Source organism: Enterobacter sp. K510 (genome assembly GCF_055804875.1).
The window spans coordinates 219,920-239,781 of the sequence record NZ_JBNRLQ010000002.1 but is presented as its reverse complement, the minus strand read 5'-3'; the positions used below and the strand labels follow the sequence as shown (position 1 = coordinate 239,781).

22 protein-coding genes and 1 pseudogene are annotated in these 19,862 nt (G+C 51.8%); 9 read left to right on the top strand and 14 right to left on the bottom strand.

Going from position 1 to position 19,862, the window contains the following annotated elements; translation table 11 throughout:
* Nucleotide 1: 1 nt before the first annotated feature.
* The 5 genes from ACQUTD_RS03630 to ACQUTD_RS03610 all read right to left on the bottom strand — a co-directional run bounded on the left by ACQUTD_RS03630 (nt 2) and on the right by ACQUTD_RS03610 (nt 5,620).
* Nucleotides 2-970, bottom strand: a complete 969-nt coding sequence (locus ACQUTD_RS03630) for a helix-turn-helix domain-containing protein (RefSeq protein WP_473273749.1) — start codon at nt 968-970, stop codon at nt 2-4.
* A 16-nt stretch (nt 971-986) separates the two neighbouring features.
* Complete coding sequence (locus ACQUTD_RS03625; protein WP_473273747.1) at nt 987-1,766, bottom strand: MBL fold metallo-hydrolase; 780 nt, start codon at nt 1,764-1,766, stop codon at nt 987-989.
* A gap of 120 nt (nt 1,767-1,886) precedes the next feature.
* A complete protein-coding gene (locus ACQUTD_RS03620) occupies nt 1,887-3,095 on the bottom strand; it encodes an MFS transporter (RefSeq protein ID WP_473273745.1) in 1,209 nt (402 codons plus the stop codon).
* Nucleotides 3,096-3,197: 102 nt separating this feature from the next.
* The gene (locus ACQUTD_RS03615; protein ID WP_473273944.1) at nt 3,198-4,322 is read right to left on the bottom strand and encodes an MFS transporter; all 1,125 of its coding nucleotides are present in this window, start codon (nt 4,320-4,322) and stop codon (nt 3,198-3,200) included.
* Nucleotides 4,323-4,483: 161 nt separating this feature from the next.
* Nucleotides 4,484-5,620 carry an alpha/beta hydrolase gene (locus ACQUTD_RS03610; RefSeq protein WP_473273744.1) on the bottom strand — a complete coding sequence of 379 codons (1,137 nt, stop codon included), beginning with the start codon at nt 5,618-5,620 and terminating at the stop codon, nt 4,484-4,486.
* Between the two features lie 169 nt (nt 5,621-5,789).
* On the opposite strand from ACQUTD_RS03610, the gene ACQUTD_RS03605 reads away from it, so the two are divergent.
* Complete coding sequence (locus ACQUTD_RS03605) at nt 5,790-6,674, top strand: LysR substrate-binding domain-containing protein (RefSeq protein ID WP_473273743.1); 885 nt, start codon at nt 5,790-5,792, stop codon at nt 6,672-6,674.
* A 63-nt stretch (nt 6,675-6,737) separates the two neighbouring features.
* On the opposite strand, the gene ACQUTD_RS03600 is transcribed toward ACQUTD_RS03605, so the two are convergent.
* Nucleotides 6,738-7,226 carry a heme-binding protein gene (locus ACQUTD_RS03600; protein ID WP_473273742.1) on the bottom strand — a complete coding sequence of 163 codons (489 nt, stop codon included), beginning with the start codon at nt 7,224-7,226 and terminating at the stop codon, nt 6,738-6,740.
* A gap of 6 nt (nt 7,227-7,232) precedes the next feature.
* Nucleotides 7,233-7,643 (bottom strand): hydroxyisourate hydrolase, encoded by a 411-nt coding sequence (gene uraH, locus ACQUTD_RS03595; protein WP_473273741.1) that lies wholly within the window; start codon nt 7,641-7,643, stop codon nt 7,233-7,235.
* 133 nt (nt 7,644-7,776) lie between these two features.
* On the opposite strand from uraH, the gene hprR reads away from it, so the two are divergent.
* The 3 genes from hprR (at nt 7,777) to ACQUTD_RS03580 (ending at nt 10,327) form a co-directional block, all read left to right on the top strand.
* Nucleotides 7,777-8,457, top strand: coding sequence for a response regulator transcription factor HprR (hprR, locus tag ACQUTD_RS03590; protein WP_473273740.1), 681 nt, complete (start codon nt 7,777-7,779; stop codon nt 8,455-8,457).
* The gene (locus ACQUTD_RS03585) at nt 8,450-9,805 is read left to right on the top strand and encodes a heavy metal sensor histidine kinase (RefSeq protein WP_473273739.1); all 1,356 of its coding nucleotides are present in this window, start codon (nt 8,450-8,452) and stop codon (nt 9,803-9,805) included. The genes hprR and ACQUTD_RS03585 overlap by 8 nt, the downstream gene beginning before the upstream one ends.
* A 66-nt stretch (nt 9,806-9,871) precedes the next feature.
* Complete coding sequence (locus tag ACQUTD_RS03580) at nt 9,872-10,327, top strand: GNAT family N-acetyltransferase (RefSeq protein ID WP_473273738.1); 456 nt, start codon at nt 9,872-9,874, stop codon at nt 10,325-10,327.
* Between the two features lie 121 nt (nt 10,328-10,448).
* Here the strand turns inward: ACQUTD_RS03580 and ACQUTD_RS03575 are convergent, their stop codons facing one another.
* Nucleotides 10,449-10,628 (bottom strand): VOC family protein, encoded by a 180-nt coding sequence (locus ACQUTD_RS03575; protein WP_199775936.1) that lies wholly within the window; start codon nt 10,626-10,628, stop codon nt 10,449-10,451.
* Nucleotides 10,629-10,978: 350 nt separating this feature from the next.
* On the opposite strand from ACQUTD_RS03575, the gene ACQUTD_RS03570 reads away from it, so the two are divergent.
* The 3 genes and pseudogenes from ACQUTD_RS03570 (at nt 10,979) to ACQUTD_RS03560 (ending at nt 12,558) form a co-directional block, all read left to right on the top strand.
* On the top strand, nt 10,979-11,200 hold the full coding sequence (locus ACQUTD_RS03570; protein ID WP_072568988.1) for a hypothetical protein: 222 nt from the start codon (nt 10,979-10,981) through the stop codon (nt 11,198-11,200).
* Nucleotides 11,201-11,271: 71 nt separating this feature from the next.
* Nucleotides 11,272-11,817 (top strand): Imm42 family immunity protein, encoded by a 546-nt coding sequence (locus ACQUTD_RS03565; protein WP_473273737.1) that lies wholly within the window; start codon nt 11,272-11,274, stop codon nt 11,815-11,817.
* Between the two features lie 397 nt (nt 11,818-12,214).
* Nucleotides 12,215-12,558: pseudogene (locus ACQUTD_RS03560) on the top strand (cupin domain-containing protein).
* Nucleotides 12,559-12,706: 148 nt separating this feature from the next.
* Here the strand turns inward: ACQUTD_RS03560 and ACQUTD_RS03555 are convergent.
* Nucleotides 12,707-13,597, bottom strand: coding sequence for a LysR substrate-binding domain-containing protein (locus ACQUTD_RS03555; RefSeq protein ID WP_473273736.1), 891 nt, complete (start codon nt 13,595-13,597; stop codon nt 12,707-12,709).
* Nucleotides 13,598-13,694: 97 nt separating this feature from the next.
* Here ACQUTD_RS03555 and ACQUTD_RS03550 point away from each other — a divergent pair, with 97 nt between their 5' ends.
* A complete protein-coding gene (locus ACQUTD_RS03550; RefSeq protein WP_318363944.1) occupies nt 13,695-14,201 on the top strand; it encodes a phenolic acid decarboxylase in 507 nt (168 codons plus the stop codon).
* Between the two features lie 117 nt (nt 14,202-14,318).
* On the opposite strand, the gene ACQUTD_RS03545 is transcribed toward ACQUTD_RS03550, so the two are convergent.
* On the bottom strand, nt 14,319-15,263 hold the full coding sequence (locus ACQUTD_RS03545) for a LysR substrate-binding domain-containing protein (RefSeq protein WP_473273735.1): 945 nt from the start codon (nt 15,261-15,263) through the stop codon (nt 14,319-14,321).
* Nucleotides 15,264-15,386: 123 nt separating this feature from the next.
* Between ACQUTD_RS03545 and ACQUTD_RS03540 the strand changes: the two genes are divergently transcribed.
* A complete protein-coding gene (locus ACQUTD_RS03540) occupies nt 15,387-16,112 on the top strand; it encodes an SDR family NAD(P)-dependent oxidoreductase (RefSeq protein WP_473273733.1) in 726 nt (241 codons plus the stop codon).
* Nucleotides 16,113-16,142: 30 nt separating this feature from the next.
* Here ACQUTD_RS03540 and ACQUTD_RS03535 read toward each other — a convergent pair whose 3' ends face one another.
* The 4 genes from ACQUTD_RS03535 to ACQUTD_RS03520 form a co-directional block, all read right to left on the bottom strand.
* A complete protein-coding gene (locus ACQUTD_RS03535) occupies nt 16,143-16,766 on the bottom strand; it encodes a glutathione S-transferase N-terminal domain-containing protein (RefSeq protein WP_473273732.1) in 624 nt (207 codons plus the stop codon).
* 35 nt (nt 16,767-16,801) lie between these two features.
* The gene (locus ACQUTD_RS03530; protein WP_473273731.1) at nt 16,802-17,071 is read right to left on the bottom strand and encodes a hypothetical protein; all 270 of its coding nucleotides are present in this window, start codon (nt 17,069-17,071) and stop codon (nt 16,802-16,804) included.
* A 71-nt stretch (nt 17,072-17,142) separates the two neighbouring features.
* Nucleotides 17,143-17,577, bottom strand: a complete 435-nt coding sequence (locus ACQUTD_RS03525; RefSeq protein WP_318363948.1) for a GFA family protein — start codon at nt 17,575-17,577, stop codon at nt 17,143-17,145.
* Between the two features lie 329 nt (nt 17,578-17,906).
* Nucleotides 17,907-19,793, bottom strand: coding sequence for a hypothetical protein (locus ACQUTD_RS03520; RefSeq protein ID WP_473273730.1), 1,887 nt, complete (start codon nt 19,791-19,793; stop codon nt 17,907-17,909).
* Nucleotides 19,794-19,862 lie beyond the last annotated feature (69 nt).

The following is a 19,862-nucleotide window of genomic DNA, read 5'->3' as shown; positions in this document are numbered from 1 at the left end:
TTTACACGCGCTCCACCGGCTCCGGGCCGCGAAAGGCCCTGCGCCATTCGCTTGGGCTGACGCTGAATCTTGCTTTAAAGCTTTGCCGGAACGAGATCGGCGACTGAAAGCCTGCCATCGCCGCGACGCTTTCAATACTCTTGTCGGTGGTTTCCAGTAATTCCTGGCTGCGTTGCAGGCGCTCGGCGGTCAGCCATTCGCCAATAGTGGTGCCGGTGGCTTTGAAAAAATGACGCGTCAGGGTGCGTCGGCTCATGCTGACAAACCCCGCCAGCGCGTCGAGATCGTGCGGCTTATCCAGATTGCGACGCAGGTAGTCCATCAGTTCGTTCATTTTGCTGTCGCGCGTGGACCCCGGCACCGGGCGCTCAATAAACTGCGCCTGACCGCCTTCCCGGTGCGGCGGCACAACCATACGGCGCGCCACGCGGTTGGCAATCGCCGAGCCATAATGGTCGCGAATGATATTCAGACAGCAGTCAATCCCGGCGGCGGTACCCGCCGAGGTGATCAGGCGCTCATCACTGGTGTACAGCGAGTTGCGATCCAGATGAACCTCGGGAAAGCGTTCGGTGAAATCTTTTTCGAACTCCCAGTGGGTTGCGGCGCGATGGTGATCCAGTAACCCTGCGTAAGCCAGCACATAAGTGCCTAAACAGAGCCCGACCACTTCAGCGCCACGCTGCCAGGCGCTGATAAGTTTATCCAGCAATTCCTGAGCGGGTTTTTCGTCGGGTTTATTCCAGAAGGGAACAATAATGATGTCTGCCCTGTCCAGTTGCTCAAGGCCGTGCTCAACGTTAATCGACAGCCCGATATCAGACAGCACCACGCCAGGTTTTTCCGCACAAATTTCAACGCGGAAGAGATCCGGCTGCGGCATCGCCTGTCCGAATAAAATACAGGGTACCGAAAAATGGAAGGGACTGAAGCCGGCCGTGGCAATCACGGCAACCGTAAGAGCAGACATAACCTTTATCCTGTGATCAGAAAGTCAGCGTTTCACCGTCGGCGGGAATAAGTACCTTATCCTGAATCCCCTGTTCAAGCGTAAATTCACGCAGTTCGGCACGGGTCAGCAGACAGTGATTTATGGATTCCATGTGCGAGGCCACAATAGTCGCAGCAGGCAACATCTTATGCGTGCGCAGCGTGTCTTCTTTGCCCATGATAATCGGCCCGTAAAGATCGTTAACAGCATAACCGGTATTCAGTACCACCACATCCGGCTGGAAGCGCTGCAAACTGCGGACATAGGGTTTGACCCACACGGTATCCCCTGCGATGTAGAGCGTTTTTTCATGGTGATGTTTGAACACCAGCCCGCACGCATCGCCCAGTAAATCACCCCACAGCGGATCGGCATACAGATCGTTGCTGCCGTGCTGACCGTCGGTTTTATAAATGGTCAGGCCATCAACAAAAGCGTTTTCTTCCCGTAATACCCGCACGTTCAGGAAACCTTGGGAGCGTACCAGCGCGGCGTCACTCTCATTCTGTGTATAGATAATCATCTCTTTAGGTACGAGCTGTTGTGCGGCTTCATCCCAGTGGTCGGCGTGTGTGTGCGTCAGGATCACCGCATCGACTGCCAGCAGTTCTTCAACCGGTACCGGCAACTCCACCATCGGATTGCGCAGGTGCGGACGCGCGTTCCCGGCAAAGCCTTCCCAGGCCTCTTTTTCCGCCAGCATGGGATCGATGAGGAATTTTTTTCCGGCATAGTCCAGCACGAGGGTGGCATTACGGATTTGCGTTAATTTCATTTATGGCTCCAGTGATTAGTCAGATTCAGGCTTACTATACGAGGAGCAGTAAAGGATACGTGACAGGCTCTGGGGTCATTCGCCGATGAAATCAGGTCAATATCAACCGGCGTATCCCGCCTACGGCAGCGGAATAATCGCCTTTTCCTTCGCGAGCCGGCGACGCTTATTCTGCAAGGCAAGCCACAGTAGCGGCACGGCCAGGCTCACCACCCAGGGTAATAAAATGAAGTGCATGGTTTTCCAGCCAAAAATATTCAGCAGCGGACCTGCGCCCAGAGAACACAACAGGCTAATGATAAAAACGCTCATATCATTTGTCGCCTGGGCAACGCCCTTTTCTTCTGCGCGGTAGGTGGTGGCAAGCAGGCTGGTGCCACCGATATAGAGAAAATTCCAGCCCAGCCCCATCACTATCATTGCCGCAGTAAATATCCCCCAGGAGACCCCGGAACAGGCGACAACAATATAAACAAGCATGAGAACAATCCCGGCGAGCATAATGTTAATGACGCCGAACCGGTCGATCAGTTTCCCCGTGAAAAAGGAGGGTATGAAGCGCCCCAATATATGAAGCTGTATCACCACTGCAATTTGTGAGAGATCAAAACCAAAATGTTTCATGGCAACGGGGGTGGCGGTAAGGCCCAGCACCATTATTCCAAATCCGGAAGCGCCACAGAGTAAAGCGACAAGATAAACAGGCTGAGAAATCACCTTTTTCCATGGGCGGGCCGCCTCTTTATCCGGGGTTTCACCTGGCTGCGCGGACATCTGCAATTGCGACAAGAGCAGCAGGCCGACCGACGCCATTATGCCCATAAAGAGAAATGAACCTACGTAGGGCACCGTAAACAGGTTACTGCCATGACTGGCCAGAAAGGGTCCGAGCAAGGCAGCAACGACGCCGCCCGCCAGTACCAGAGAGATCGCTTTTGTAAGATATGTTGGCGGGACAACTTCGCCCGCCGCAAAGCGATAAAACTGTGCAAATGCCTGGTATATGCCCAGAAAGAACATACCAACACACAGCAGCAAAAATGAGTGCTGGATCATCGCCAGCATAGAAATAATCGCCGCCGCAATTCCGCTTACCGCGCCGGCGAGGAACCCACTTTTTCGTCCTGCCCGGCTCATCCACAAAGACGCCGGGAACATCACTATTACTGTGCCAAGGCTCGCCATGGATAAAGGCACGGTGATCAGCAACGGACTGGAGGTTAGCAGTGCACCAGCCAGCCCACCAATCGTCATGATCAGAACTGAAATTGACTGAAAGATGGCCTGCGATCCCGCCAGTATCAGCACCTGTCGATGCATATTTCTCATGTAATGGCACTCCGGAGAATATAATCCAGCTGCCAGTATAGGGAGTCAGAACAGGTGAACGTGAGCCGCCCGCCAGCCAATAAGCAATGACATCAGGCCAATTTATCCGCGACCATGCTGGCGGGAGGCCAGAAACGTCATCGCACCCGCAGACAGCAGTAATACGCCGCTCAGCCCGAAAGCGCTTTGCCATCCGAGGCTGTCAAACACCAGACCACCTGCCGTTGAGCCAAGCGCAATCGAAAGCTGTATGACGGCGACCATCAGACCACCGCCTGCTTCGGCATCCTCGGGCAGCGTTCGCGCCAGCCATGTCCACCAACCCGTCGGCGCGGCTGTCGAAAGCATGCCCCACAGACTTAACAGCACAGCGACAGTCCAGGTCTGTTGCCCTGTCAGCAGTAACGCTCCGGCGATAATGGCCATCAGCAATGGGATCATAATTAGCGTCAGGTAAAACCGGCGATTCAGGAGGATTGTTACGGTCAACGTGCCAATAAACCCCGCGATCCCCATGGCGAGCAGAATAAAAGACAGCCCCGATGCGTCCACTCGGGTGACGGTTTCAAGGAAGGGTCGCACATAGGTAAACAACGTAAACTGGCCCATAAAGAACACGCCGCAAGCCAGCAGTCCTGTTGCGACGACAGCGCGTCTGAGCAGGCGAAGCACAGAACCGCCGGATTGTTGCGCTTTGCTGGTTTCCATCGCGGGCAAACTGACGCATTGCCAGATGAAAGCGGTCACCGCAAGGGGCACCAGGCATAAAAAAGCCCCCCGCCAGCCTACTGTGGCCCCCAGATAACTGCCGAGCGGAGCCGCCACCACCGTGGCCAGTGCGTTTCCGCCGTTAAAGATAGCCAGCGCCCTGGGGACCTGATGTTGCGGAACCAGACGGATGGCGGTTGCCGCCGACATTGACCAGAAGCCACCGATGGTGATGCCAATCAGCGATCTTCCCGCCATATAAGCCCAGTAGCTGGACGCGAGGGCGATAATCACGCCGGATATGGCCATCAGGAAGGTCAGCCCCAGCAGCAGATATTTTCGATCCAGATCACCGGCAAGCCTGGAAATAGTCAGGCTGGTCAATACTGCAAAAGCGCCTGAAATAGCGATCCCCTGACCGGCAAGCCCCTCGGAAACCTGCAAATCTTTTGCTAGCGGCGTCAGCAGACTGACAGGTAAAAATTCAGAGGCAATAAGCACAAAAATGCACAGCGTCATGGCAAAGACACCGCCCCAGTGCGAGGATGATGTTGTGTGTGAGGCATCAGAATTCAGTACAGACATGACAATATCTCTTAATTTTTTCCCGGCCAGACGGAAACAGATAAACGCCACCTGCGCGTCGCAGGTGGCTTTTCTGGAATAACTGGCTCAGCGTGTTACTTTAAATTGGTTTTGAAGAACTGCTCGAATTTCGCGAAGGGTATTTTTCCGGCCGCGTTGTCATATAAATCAACGTGATTTGCCCCCGGAACAATCACTAACTCTTTCGCTTTACTGCCAACGGCGTTAAAGGCATCTTCCGCAAAATAGCGTGAGTGTGCTTTTTCACCCGTAACAATTAGTGCAGGAATGGTAATTTCCCCGGCATAACTCAGCAGCGGCAGATTCATAAACGACAACGGCATTGTCGCATTCCATGCACCGGTGGAATTGACAGAGCGACTATGGAAACCACGCGGCATCCGGTAATAGTCATAAAACTCTTTCAGTACCGGATGTGGATCGGCGGGTAAAGCCTCCGGCAGGATCCGCCCGGCGGCACTGGCTTTGCCATTCTCATCGACATAAATATCATGCCCGCCCGGCGCGGCAGTACCGCTTTCCGCATCCTTCCAGCGCTGTTCGTTCAGATACTGCAATACCGCACGGCGGTCGGCGGTTGAATAGCGGTCTTTGCCCTCGCCCACACCATGACCCATGGCGCGACTCATGTCGTACATGACACTGGTTGCAACCGCCTTAACGCGGGTATCCATCGCTGCGTCACTCAACGCCATGCCGCCCCAGCCACAGATCCCGAGCAGACCAATACGGTTGCGATCCACCTCTTTTTGTAAGCCCAGAAAATCGACCGCCGCGCTGAAATCCTCGGTATTGATATCAGGAGACGCGACATTACGCGGGTAGCCGCCACTTTCGCCGGTATAAGAGGGATCGAATGCCAGAGTGACAAATCCCTTTTCAGCCAGCGTCTGCGCATACAGGCCGCTGGATTGTTCTTTGACCGCACCGAAAGGGCCGCTAACTGCAATGGCCGCCAGTTTGCGATCTCCCCGATCTTTTGGAATATAAAGATCCCCGACTAAAGTGATCCCATAACGGTTCTGAAAGGTCACTTTGCGGTGATCAACCTTCGCGCTTTCCGCAAAAATTTTATCCCACTTTTCAACCATCGACACGGGCGCATTGGGATTCGTTGTTTGTGCATAGCTCATGGTCGTGACTCCGCTTAATGATGCGCATAGCAGCATGGCAGGTATGGAGAGTGACAGTTTTCTGGTGAAAGCCTTCATGACATGTTTCCCCTAACAATAAGGTGTGGTTTGTAGTGGTCTGATACGGGCAATGCTGCTGTGCTTTATTGCCATGCGCTCATTGTAATGAGCTGTTATTGTGATGATTAGAGGGGTATAAATGCTAAGATTAATATCATATTGTTATAAATAGCGACGAGGCAGACCGGTGGCGAAACGGGAAAACTATAACGATCTCTATCTGTTTATGCTGGTGGTGCAGGAAGGGAGTTTTACCGCTGCGGCACAGCGACTTGGACTGGCGCAGTCCGGGATCAGTCGTTCAATACGTGAGCTTGAAGAGAGACTGGGCGTCCAGCTTCTGGTTCGTACCACGCGCAAATTATCCTTAACCCAGGCTGGCGAACAACTCTACCGGACGGTGCAGTCCGGGTTTGACGCGCTGGATAAAGGGCTATCCACCCTGGCCTATTATCGCAATACGCCTTCCGGCACGGTGCGTATCAACGCCAGTCTGCACGCTATTGATAAAGTGCTGCTTCCGAAGCTGGCGATATTTAAAGAGCGCTATCCTGATATCAGGCTCGAACTCATCAATGAAAGCCGGTTTGTCGATATTATCGCGGAAAGGTTTGATGCGGGAATACGACTGGGGCCGCAGGTCGCCAGCGGCATGGTTGCAGTGAGGATCACACCTGACATGGAGATGGCGGTAGTAGGTACACCGGAGCATTTTCGTCGCTACGGTTTCCCGCAAACGCCCGCGGATTTGGTGATACATCCCTGCATCGCTTACCAGTTTGGCGATGGCAATCTTTATGCCTGGGAACTGATTCAGGACGGGAAAAAAATCACCCACAGGCCGCAGGGGCAGTGGGTGTTTGCAGACAGCTATATGGAAGCAAAAGCGGCCAGGCTTGGTCTGGGCCTGGCATATGTCCCGGAGGAGCTGGTGGCCGAAGACTTAGCGCGAGGCACGCTTATCAGAGTCATGCAGCGGTACAGCCTGCGCCTGGACGGTTCGTTTCTTTATTACCCTCACCGCAAGGTGTCCCCTGCTTTGCGGGCAGTGATCGATACGCTTAAAATGTAAGCGTGGTTTTGCTGAACTACACGTAAAAGCGGGGAAAAAACACCTCCCCGCTTTTCAGCACTATTACTGCTGCTCGTTACCAAGCACATTACGAATAGCGTCAGCGCCACAGCGATCGTCCGAGTCTCCGCCGCCGGTGCCCGCAAGGCCAATGGCTCCGATCACCTGGCCGCGGTATTTCACCGGCACGCCGCCGCCGAGCAGCAACAACTCATTCACGGTGTTCAGGTTAACCGTATCCGGAGAGGACTGCGCTTTTCTGGCAAACTCTTTGGTTGGCGTTTTGGTGGACAGCGCTGTGAACGCCTTACGCCACGCCGCCTGGGTATTATGCGGCCCGACGTTGTCATCCCGCATCAGCGATACCAGGTTGCCGCCGCGATCCACCACGGCCACCACGCCCTGGCGATCCATGCCGTGACAGACCGCCAGCGCCTCCGTTGCCAGTTTATTACTCAGCGCCTGTGTCATGTCATAAACCGTGGCAGGCCCGGCGGCAAAGGCCATGACCGGCCCCGTCGCCAGCGCCAGGGCAAGCATAAGACGTTTCATTTATGCTCAGCTCCCGCGGTAGGTGGAGTAACCGTACTGGCTCAGCAACAGCGGAACGTGGTAGGTGGTGCTGGTATTGCTGATATGAAATTCCACCGGGATTTCCGGGAAGAAGCTTTCCTGTTTCTGATCCGCGAAGTATTTGCCGGTTTTAAAGGTCACGCGATAGTCGCCCGCTTCGAACGGTTTGCCCGGCCACAGCGCCGCCACGCGACCATCTTCGTCGGTGCTGGCGGTGTTCAGTACTTTCCAGTTTTCACCCTGTTTCTGCTCAAGCGTCACCGCCACGTGCGGCGCCGGCAGGCCGGTTTGCTGGTTCAGCACGTGCACGCTGATCGGGTTTTTACTGGCGGCAAAGGTCACGCCTGGTGCGGCCAGCAGCATTGCGAGGGATAAAGCAGCGATGGAATTTTTCATGGTTGATCTCCTTGTTAATCACCGTGCTGTTATACCCCCGTGGCCGCGCCGTTTGCCTGTCAGGAAGATGACCATATTGTCATCTGCGGCTGAAACGCTGGGGCGACCTGAAATTTCGTGGCAAACTGATTTCATGAAACTGTTACTGATTGAAGATAACCAGAAAGCCAGCGCCTGGGTGCGAAAAGGGCTTGAGGAAGCGGGCTATATTGTGGATCACGCGGCGGACGGGCGGGACGGCCTGCACCTGGCGCTGGAGCACCCTTACAGCCTGGTGATACTCGATATTATGCTGCCGGGCATGGATGGCTGGCAGGTACTGAAAACCCTGCGCACCGCCAGCAACACGCCGGTGATTTGCCTTACCGCCCGGGATTCGGTGGAGGATCGCGTGAAAGGCCTGGAACTGGGGGCGAACGATTACCTGGTCAAACCCTTCTCCTTTGCTGAGCTGCTGGCGCGGGTCAAAAATCAGCTGCGTCAGCATCAGCCGCACAGCACCACGCTGCGCGTGGCGGATCTGGTGATGGACTCGGCGCGCTTTCAGGTGACGCGCGACGGCATACCGGTGACGCTGACGCGCAAGGAGTTCATGCTGCTGTGGCTGCTCGCCAGCCGCCACGGTGAGATCCTGCCCCGCACGCTGCTCGCCAGTGAAATCTGGGGGGTGAATTTTGACAGCGAAACCAACATTGTGGATGTCGCCATTCGCCGCCTGCGCCGTAAGGTTGACGATCCCTTCCCGCAGAAGCTCATCACCACGGTAAGGGGCATGGGCTATTGTTTGTCCGATCAGGAGCCAGGCCGTGTATAGCCCTTCCCTCACCCTGCGGCTGACCGCCATTTTCACGCTGATCATGGCGCTGGCCTGCGGCGGTATCAGCCTGATCCTGTATAACGCGTTACGCAGCGAACTGGTGTGGCGCGACGATCAGACGCTGATCAACCGCGCCGCCCAGTTACGGCAACTGCTGGAAGACGGCGCGCATCCGGCGTCTTTGCCGCTCTATTTCAACCGTATGGTGGATATTCGTCAGGATATTCTCAGTATCCGCACACAGCATGAGCAGAACGTCAGCATTAACCATACCGGCGTGACGCTGCCGGCGATGTCTCCCACCCCGGTCAGCACTCCGCCCGATGAGCAGCAGTTGCACCGCTGGGTCAATGCGGATCAGACCGAAGCCTCGGCGCTGAGCCTGCAGGCCCGTTCGCAGGAAGGGCCGGTGACCATAACCCTGGCGCGGGTTGCCCGGGAGCGGGCGATGATGCTGGAGCAATACCGCCAGAAAAGCATTCTGGTGTCGCTGGCGGCAATTTTGCTGTGCGCTGCCATTAGTCCGTTGCTGATCCGCCGCGGGCTGCGGGCCATTGGCCGCCTGAGTCAAATCATGGCGGAAACCGGCAGCGATCGCTTAACCCACACCGTGCCGCTTCAGGCGATCCCCAAAGAGCTGTTGCCCCTTGGCGAGGCGCTGAACGCCATGCGCCAGCGCCTGTCGACGGACTTTATCCGTCTGACCCAGTTTGCCGACGATCTGGCCCATGAGATACGCACGCCCATCAACGTGTTATTAGGCCAGAATCAGGTGGCGCTGGGCCATGCGCGCTCCACAGAGGAATATGAGGCGCTGCTGGAAGGCAATATCGAAGAGCTGGAGGCCCTGTCGCGGCTGACGGAAAACATTCTTTTTCTGGCGCGCGCCACCCACCACAATATTAAACTCAATAAAGAAACCTTCTTACTGCATGACGCACTGGAAACCATAATCGATTTCCTGGAGCCGCTGGCAGAAGAAAGGGAAATGGTGATCGAACTCCACGCTGAAGGCAGCCTCACCGCCGATAAGATGCTGTTCCAGCGGGCAATCACAAACCTGCTGGTCAATGCCATCCGCTATGCGCCGGACAGGGGCACGATAACCATTAACACCGTTCATCGCGGCGATGTCATCGCTATCGAAGTGGCAAACACGGGCGAAGAGCTGGCCGAGCCGGAGAAAGTATTCGAACGGTTCTGGCGCGGCGATAACGTCCGCCACACCGCCGGCAGCGGCCTGGGGCTGTCGCTGGTGAGCGCTATCGCCGCATTACACGGCGGCAGCGCGTATTACCGTCACGAGCATGGGAAGAATATTTTTGGGGTACGACTGGGTGGCTGAATAAGAGCTAATAGCGGACGTTCTGTCCCTGTGCTAAGGGTTGAATGCTGAAATAAGGGTATGAGAATGAGCATTACAGCGATACGTGAATGGCATATGAATGAGTATATGATTAGCACAGACCCGGAAAAACTGGATGTGCAGGCGGTGCATCAGTATTTAACGAGATCCACATGGGCTAAAGGAATCGATCTGGAAACCGTTGTGGCCTCCATCGGCAACAGCCTTAACTTTGGCCTTTATCATAATGACTCCCAGACAGGCTTTGCTCGTCTGATAACAGATTATGCCACTTTCGCCTATCTGTGCGATGTCTATGTACTTGAGCAATATCAGGTCGAAGGTCTGGGAAAATGGCTGATGGCGTGTATTCATGACCACCCGGTTTTCGAAAAATTACGCAGAATTATGTTGTTCACTACCACTGCGCCCTGGCTATATGAGAAGTTTGGCTACGAACCCGTTAACAGGGAAAATTATGCGTGGACCATTACACGGCCTGACATATACCTTCACAGATAAAAGTGGAACCGGCATGACATTAGCCAGTGTTCAGGCGTTGCATAGCGTGTCGGCATCAGGGACAAAAGAGAAAAACAGGCAGGCTGCGTATCCACGGTAAAGCGCGCCTGTTTGTATTATTTTAGAAACCACGTGTTATAAGCCCGGACCTGATATTAGAAAAATTCCATCTGGTCGCAGGGATGTTCTCTGCACGCGCCCATTTCGCCGCAGGAGTAAAGCCAGGCGTTTTCACATAAAAATCAAAGCTTCTGGATACATTACTCACCGCGAGCGTGATGTGATTGAGGGCTTGCAGCATAACGGATCTCCTCAGCGGGTGCATGGAGTTATAACGCCAGCATAAAAGCGCGTCGCGCAACGAATGAGCGAGAAGCGGTTATGTTAGCGATGGAATACTATCTGTATGAAAACAAACGTATAGCTTGATCGCCCTTGTTCATGATTGTGCCCCGGCGCTAAACACGCGAGGTAAAATCCTTAAGATCGGGGCGTCAGATGTCTGCTTAGAGCGAGAAGCGGACGTTTGCACCTCATGAACGGACTTCAATATAAAATTTTTCCAGTTATGCACTGGCTATGAGGGTATCTATTGACATGAAATCTATGCCAAAATGAATTAAATTAATCATTTATGGAGTATTGTAAATCATGGCTATTGTGTTTATTCCTGCCCTTGTTGCGCTACTTGAAGCCAAAGAGAAGGACTTCGGACGAGAATTGACCCGAGAGGATGTTGAGTCGATACGAGATAATGCTACTGCTATTGAGTTACCTGCAGAGATTGCCAGAGACATGATCAAAAGCCGAGGCTATCTCGATATTGATGCGCAAAATGCTTGGGATGAGTGGTTACTCCATAAAAAACTATGAATTTTTAAGAGCATTGATATGCTGCGAATAGAAGTTCTCTAAATCGGCAAACTACTCTGTAAAGGAATTTTATGATTTTCGGTGATCCCTATCGCTTTGCAATCTGGATTGAATATATTCCGCAGTGGGGCGATTCTATAAAGAATGGTTTCTTTTATTTCTTTTTGAACGGGAGTATGTACCCTAATGACATCCGCACATCGACCTTATTCGTTGATTATGATGACATTATTGATCCTGAAAATGCTCTTATAGCTATGCCATGTGATGATGAAATATTTAATGCATCAACAGATAAAGCTTTTGAATATCTGTATACAATAGCTTACCCACAGCCCACGCCAGAGGATGAATATCCTGATGGAATTTGTAAGTTCAATGCTTCACCCACGATCATTATAGAATCTGGAGCATGTTTTTTTGCCGTTTCGAACAAAGACTTCGTTAGAATCTTAGGCGGTAAGGTATCAGAATTAGTTGATCATGGAGAGAGGCGCGTTTGGCAAGACATAAAGTGCCCTATTATAGAAGATATAACTATAGAAAAAATTGAAATGAATAAAATAATTTCAAGCTTCAGGGAGTATACCAATTCTTTATTACAGATAGATCGTTAATGACGTTCAAGGGCCAAGAGTTTTGAATTTAAAACATTTATATCCTCATCTTAGAAAATTACAACAAGGGCGTTTGTAACGTCCAGCATTCAGCTTAACTATGCAAGAATTTCTCCTACTCAATAAGCATAAAACATGTTGCAAACTTCCGCTTTTGGCACAAAGCGGACATTCTTATTGAGTCGAAGGTCCGCTATGAGCGAAAAACGGACCTTCTCGTTCTTACAAGCTAGTAAAGTAATGTTATTTACTTCTGCTTTGCTTGTTCCTCTCCTGACAAGCCATTTAAAACAGTGCGGTCAATCCTAAATATGGTGGTAGTGCTCTCTGCACTGTCGCGTTAATCTGCCTGTCTCTAATGAATACCAGCAAGAAAATTACACACAGGAGAAAAACGGTGATTTCAAAAGACAATGCTGAGCATTATACCTGGGGTGATGATTGCGACGGTTGGTATCTGGTAAACCGGCAGGATATGCTAATTATTCACGAAAAAATGCCTCCAGGTACGCACGAGAAGCGACACTTTCACTCTGTTTCCAGACAGTTTTTTATGTCCTTGAGGGTACTCTGATGATGGAACTGGAAGGTGATAAACATGAAATCACCTCCCGGCAGGGAATTGAAATCCCGCCGGGGGCAAAACATCAAGCCCGGAACGACAGCCATCAACCCGTCGAATTTATTGTCATCTCTCATCCGACAACCCGGGGCGATCGTTCTGATCTCTCTTCCTGTTGATAAAAGCTCTGCGACAGCGGTTTTGAAGGAATACCCATAATTATCCCGCACCTGCCCGGCTCGGCTGGCGGGCCTGACCAGATGTGAAGGCCTGTTTGATATCTATCAGGACGTTCAGTCGCAAGGGGTAAAGCCTGAAATCAGGTGCTTACCGGGGCGCCGCATCTGGCGGTGTGGTGTCCAGCGCCATTTTCAGGGCTGATATCAGGAAACTGACCGGTTCATCCGGCGGAACATCCTGACGCAGGATGATATGTAAAGGCGTGACCCGGTGAGTGCCGTGGCTGAGGGGCAATGGTTGCAGTATGCCCGCCGCCAGTTGTTGCTGAATATAGGCCTGCGGCAGCCAGCCATATCCCAGACCGGCCACGACAGCGCCTGCCGCCGCATCCAGAGTAGAGAAATCCCAGTTGTGGCTATCCCCTGCGGCAGTGTCACCGCCATCTGTTATTTGTATGCGTGGCCAATTACCAAGCAGTGCTTCGGTCAGGGGGCCGGATACCGACAGCAGCGGATGATCGCGATGGGCCACGGCTATAAAATCCACGTTCATCAGCCACTCTCCCCGGCCAGCAATATTTTGCCGGTCGGTCACGATCATCACATCAGCATCGTCCACCGCAGGCATGGAGGGGAACATGCTTTCTGTGACTTCCGTCAGCTTCACCCGAATATGCGGCCAGCGTTGCTGGAATTGTTGCAGGGCAGAGAAAAGGCGCTCCCGGGGATAGATAACGTCCACCACCACATTAAGCTGCGACCGCATCCCATCCTGCAACGTCGCAGCCTGTGCCTCCACATAACTAAACGTTTTCAGGAGTGGGCGTACCTGGCGCAGCAGAGTAGCCCCGGTAGGGGTTAATACAGTACGGCGCCCTTCCGGCACCAGCAACGTCACGCCCAATAGCGTCTGGAGTTGCGCGAGATTGTAGCTAATCGAAGACTGGCTGCGGTGTAGCGTTTCGGCGGCGCGGGCAAAGCTGCCAGTGGTGAAGACACAATCCAGGATTGCCCATTGTTCTAGGGTGGTTCTGTTCATAATGATTCAATTATTAGATTAAATTCATCATAATTTAGCGCTATTAACCCAAATATTAAAGCATTAGACTGGCTTTATCGAACAGAGGAGACCTGATATGAGCAACTTTGATAAACATGATTTAAGCGGTTTTGTCGGTAAACATCTGGTGTACACCTACGATAACGGCTGGAACTACGAAATTTATGTCAAAAACGAACAAACTCTGGACTACCGTATTCACAGCGGCCTGGTAGGAAATCGTTGGGTCAAAGATCAGCGGGCTTATATTGTCCGCGTGGGTGAGAATATTTATAAAATCTCCTGGACCGAGCCAACCGGGACGGATGTAAGCTTAATTGCCAACCTGGGCGATAAACTCTTCCATGGCACTATTTTCTTCCCGCGCTGGGTGATGAATAACCCTGAAAAAACGGTTTGTTTCCAGAATGACCATATCCCGCTGATGAACCAGTACCGTGATGCCGGTCCGGCTTATCCGACGGAAGTTATTGATGAATTTGCCACCATCACCTTTATTCGTGACTGCGGTGCGAATAATGACAGTGTGATTGCCTGCGCGGCGAGTGAACTGCCGGAAAATTTCCCCGATAACCTGCGTTAAATAAGAAAGCGTTAAATTTAAAAGAAACCGGTCACGACGACGGTTTCTTTTTTTTGCTACCAGACCGCAACGTTGCCATTAAAACGTAAGTTTGACCGCCGTTCTCCCACTGCTTACTCAGCATGAAGCAGAGCCGGATGCCCCCAAATCCTTTTCCCGCTCCTCTCTGAGAAAATCAATAAAGGCGCGTAACGGCGCAGACATGAACCGGCTGGAAAAATAGAGCCAGGGGCCTTCAAACGGCTGCCACCATTGCGGTAAGACGGGTTCAAGATCCCGCGAGTTGAAATGGGGCTGTAGCCAGTTTTCAAACGTGGCGATAACACCCTTGCCGCGTCGTGCAAGGTCGATGGCCGCAGAGGCACCGTCAACGCCAATAGTGATATAGCCCGGCGGATCAACAGTGATGGTTTCACCCTGGCGCTCAAACTGCCAGGGAACCAGCGCACCGCTCGAAAATTTCATGCGTATACAGTTATGCTCAAGGAGATCGGCAGGATGAGCGATCGCGCCCTTTGATGCGAGATACGCGGGGGCGGCCGCCAGGGCTAATCGCTGTAATCTGGGACCTATGGGGACGGCAATGACATCTTTCGCCAGATGTTCGCCATAGCGTATACCCGCATCGCAGCCCGCGGCTATGGCATCCACCAGACGGTCTTCGACCATAACTTCCACCCGTATTTGCGGATGTTGCGAGAGAAAACGGTCCAGCAAAGACGGCAATATGTCCACCATGACGGCCCCCGTCACGTTCAGCTTAAGCTCACCGCGCACACATTGCCGGGTACTGGTGACATCATTGAGGGCAGCTCTCATTTCCATCAGTAAAGGCGCAATACGCCCGGCCAGCGCCTGACCTGCCTCTGTCGCCGTGACGCTGCGCGTGCTGCGGGTAAAAAGCGGTACGCCAAGGCTCATTTCCAGCGCGGATATTTTTTCGCTGACTGTCGATGGCGATAAGCCAAGTTGCTTCGCCGCCGTGCGAAAACTCCTCTCCTTAAATACCGCCATAAAAACCGACAGATTATCCATCCCCGTCGCACTGCTATTGTTCGCCATGTCGATCAGCCTGTTCTCATTATGCCTGATTATCAAACACTATCAGGCAGGCTATAAATGCAAAACACAAAAGCCGCTTTTTACTAAAAAAAGCCACACACAACCGATCATCAGGAAGCGAACATGAAAAACAAAAACGTTCTTATTACTGGCGCAAACAAAAGTATTGGTTTTGAGACCGCCAGGGAGCTGGGTTTACTGGGATATAAGGTCTGGCTGGGCAGTCGTGACCAGGATCGGGGCCAACTGGCTGTGAACAGGTTGACGAAAGACGGTATCGACGCACAGCTTATTATTATCGACGTGACAAATATGCTGAGCATAAAAGAGGCCGCTCAGCGGATACAACATGAAGACGGTAAACTGGATGTGCTGATTAACAATGCCGGTATTTTAGGCTCGCATGATGTTGCCCCTGGCGAGCAACCTATTGACGACATAATGGCCGTCTATGATACGAATGTATTTGGTCTTATCAGAGTGACCCAGGCGTTTATTCCCCTGCTTAAATGCGCGCCGAATGCCAGAATCATCATGGTCAGCAGTGGTCTGGGTTCGCTGGAATGGGTGTCTGATTTAAATCATCCCTACTCCCGGGTGCAGGCAATGGGGTATACCAGCTCTAAAAGTGCCGTTAATGCCATTACGGTGGCTTTCGCTAACGCGTTGAAGGCTGAGGGTATCAGCGTGAATGCCGTTGATCCCGGTTACACCGCTACGGATTTTAACGGGCATACGGGCTACAGAACGGTGGCGGAAGCGGCCAGAGGTATTGTCTGGCTGGCAGAAGAGGCAAAATCAGACATGACTGCGGGCTTCTATTTTGATCAGAACAGAGCGCCATGGTAACAGGAACTGACGGTTACTTGCCTGGCACGCTCACAGCATCCCGTTATTGCCATGGCGTAAAAACGCCGGACGTTCATTGAGCCGCGCGAACCAGGCTTCAATGGCTGGCACATCAGGCTTTGCGAACGGCGTCATTTTCCAGCGGTTCACCGACAGCCCGAGCACCACATCGGCCAGGGTAAAGGTCTCGCCCGTCACCCAGTGATGAGTGCGCTGTAATTGCTGTTCAAGAATGCCGATACAGTGGTTCCACTGGTTAATGCCTGCGGCAATGGCAGCCGGATCGTTAAAGGCCGGATCCCTGCGCCCCAGCGCCGGGAAGACATAACGCCACGCGTTGTTAAACTCCGTCGCCTGCCAGTCCATCCAGCGCTCGACATCTGCGCTGGCACGCGGTTCGCCGGGTAACAGATCGTCACGCCCGGCTTTGCGCACCAGATAACGGCAGATGGAATTTGATTCCCACAGCACAAAATCGTCGTCAATGATCACCGGCACCATGGCATTCGGGTTCAGGGCGCGGAACTCATCCGTTTCCGTCGGGGTAAATCCGCTGCCGTAATCTTCCTGCAGATAGTCCATTCCGATTTCTTCGCAGGTCCACAGCACTTTGCGCACGTTAATGGATGTCGTTTTGCCCAGTATTTTCAGCATGCCTGGCACCGTTCAGTAAGGAGTTATTATCCGGGCTACTTTTTGCAAAATAGCTTAGTGGCGGCCGCGGCCATAAGCCCAATAAACGGCATGGTGGCGGCACCGGAGATGAAATTATGCTGATCGATCTCCTTTTCCCGACGAATATCGGCAAAGCGAGCCAGCGCCTGGTTTTTATCAGGGGCGCAGACTTCTTCAAACTGTTTTTCATATCCCTGCTCAGATAACTGCAACGCGCCCCGGGCGTCCGTTCTTTCGAGCACCACCATTTGCTTACCCTTTTGATAAAAACAGTAATCCGGCATGAGATATTCCTGAAAGAAGAAGGTGATAAACCACTATAACTGCATTGATTTAATTCTGTACAGGGTCAGTTTTAAGCCGGGTCGTCGGCATTCTGTTTTCCGTTAGCGTGGTAGGTAAGGATCCCCGCCACCCCACCGCCGCCATCGGCAGGATGAGTAATACCGTCCATCACTTGCACGGTTTCAAAATCAAAGGGAGATACCCCCTCCAGACAGGCAACGTTGATGCCATACTGCTCAGGATTAGATCGCCGTTGATGGAAGGTATAAATGCCACAGATGGAGCAAAAATAATGCGCCGCTTGTCGGGTATTAAAACGGTATTCGGTTAAGACGTCTTTGCCGCTTAATATCTCCAGTCCTGCGAGCTGAGCGGAGACAGCCACCGCCCCCCGCATGCGGCATAAAGAGCAGTTACACCGGCGAATCGTATTAAAGCCATCGGATAATTCAACGGCGAATCGCACTGCTCCGCAATGACAACGCCCTGCAATTTTATCAGTCATAAAGCCCCCGTGAGGCAAACATAGTCTGCCGCGAATGAAAAAACGAAAAAAGGGACGCCATATGTGTGCCAACAAACCCTGACAAATCGTTAGTGAAATCTGTTTCCGGAGCGGTGCTCATAACCCATCCTTTTCACAGTGGAGGAGCTTTAACAGTAAAAGACAATTGCGGATGCTGCCAGGATGAGACCAGCTAAGTGAGGTGAAGTCGCATATACCCGTGTTTTACCCTGTATTGGTAAACATCGGTCATAAACGCGAAGTTTCCTGGATTGTAATATGAGTGGCCCCATTCTGACTAAGAACGGGGCGAAGAAGCGGCTTAAAAATTAACGAACAAAGAGATCGCCCCATTTACGCTGGATAGCCAGCTCATCTTGCAGCCAGGCCGCGACTAACTTCTCGCTCCAGGCTTCAGCCGACTGGTTGGCTTTACGCAGCAACAGCAACATATCTTCTGGGGTAAAAATCGTTGACGAGGTGAACGTGGTCCCTCCATCAATAATATTTCTGATCATCTGGTTCAATTGATCTTTTGACGCACACTTCATCAGTGCGAAAGATAAGGTCATCGCTTCATCTGGATCGGTATATTCCCCCAGGTATTTCGCATAATTCTCCATAATCATCATCATGCCCATAATGTAGAGCGTAGCCAGCGTATTTTCCTCATCGTCTTCAATCATAAACGCGGGCAATTTGTGATAGGAAAACGCCTGCATAATAACCAACGCAAAAATAACCTCCTCCCCGCCTGCCTCAATATGAGCCTTATGCGAGCGTTCGAGGTGATCCAGTACCGCCGCAGCCATTTTAAGAGAATGGCCCACTAACAGAGTTAAATCAGGATCGCCACGGCATTCATTAACCAGATCCTGCATAGCAAGACGTAGCGCTTCATGGGGAGTGACTCCTCGCACTGGCGCCATTCCATGCTTAGGTGCGTCGTCGTCCTGGAATAACGCATCCAGCTGCTCATTAATAGACAGCGATGTCTGAGGAACAATGTTAGCTTCCGCGCCCTGACGAGCCGGGAAAAGCGCGACGACTAATTTGTCGCGATGCGTCAGCAGGAAATTAATTACTATCTGCTCTTTGACGGCAAATCTAACAAATCCTGGCAGGAAGGCATAAATCAGATTCGCTACTTTCTCAACGTTTCTGTCATCTTCCAGCGCTGCCTGGGATAACGCGCCGCCTTTCGATTTAAGTAATGGCAGGATTTTATCTTTATTTTTATCGATAGCGGAAAATACATAGCTGGAAATATTTTTCTTCGCATCATTTTGCGGCGTAAGAGTAATCTCATCAACCGGTTCAATCCAGACTTCCTCGTCCGGGGTATCCCTAAATGGAGCCGGTAAAGACGTTATCTCCGCTGCCGTATTTCCATCAGATAAACCGTCATTAATCAGCTTGAAAATACCACCAAGTTCTTTCTCGGTAACAAGGGTGAACTGACAAATCTTACGCTTATTGATATAGAGTACGCGTTTTTCAATGGCGATATGTTTAATATCGCGTAGAGAAAAAAGAAATGCAGACTCCATCATGACTTTGATAGCAATAAAATGCTCAGTGATCAGCATTCCTTCTTTAGCGCCACCAAATGCCGTATCGTCAACGAGAACCATCACATCCTCAGCCCTGACATGCTGACCACCGTAGGCATCCACTGCCGCATTCAGTTTTTTTAGCGGGATTGCTGGTGCTGAGTAAACGTCTTTGATATCTCTGTTTTTAAGGTAATGTTGTAATGCTTCGACCAACGGCTGATTTTGTTGTTCCTTAGCCTCCTCTACAGGAGCGGAGCTGTTATCCTGAGCCGATATTTCAGGTCGCAGGTGCCAGTCGCTGAGCAGGGAAAAAAGACGCTGTACATCCTTTTTATCAGGCATGCTGAAGGAAATCACTTTCTTATGATTCAGGTAAAGCTTCGTACCTTCCACAGCAATACTGTTCAGCGCTGAGAAAGGGTAAAAACGCGGATCGTCGAATGCATCGCGAACAACGATTCCTTGCCGGCAGATGAGTACACCATCCTTGCCGCTGCCCATCATTGTGTTGTCTAACATGACAACGATATCTTCCGCCGGAAAATTCAATTTAAAGGTATCCAGCGCATTATTGATTTTTTTAAGCGGTATATTTGGGGAAATATGTATGCGATTGCAGTCAAAGAAATTCCGGCTATGTAAATATTCAGCAAGCATCATGCGCTTATTCCTTGAACAGGGATTGTCCCTGAAAGTGTGTGATTTGTGATAAGTCAGAAAAATAAGATA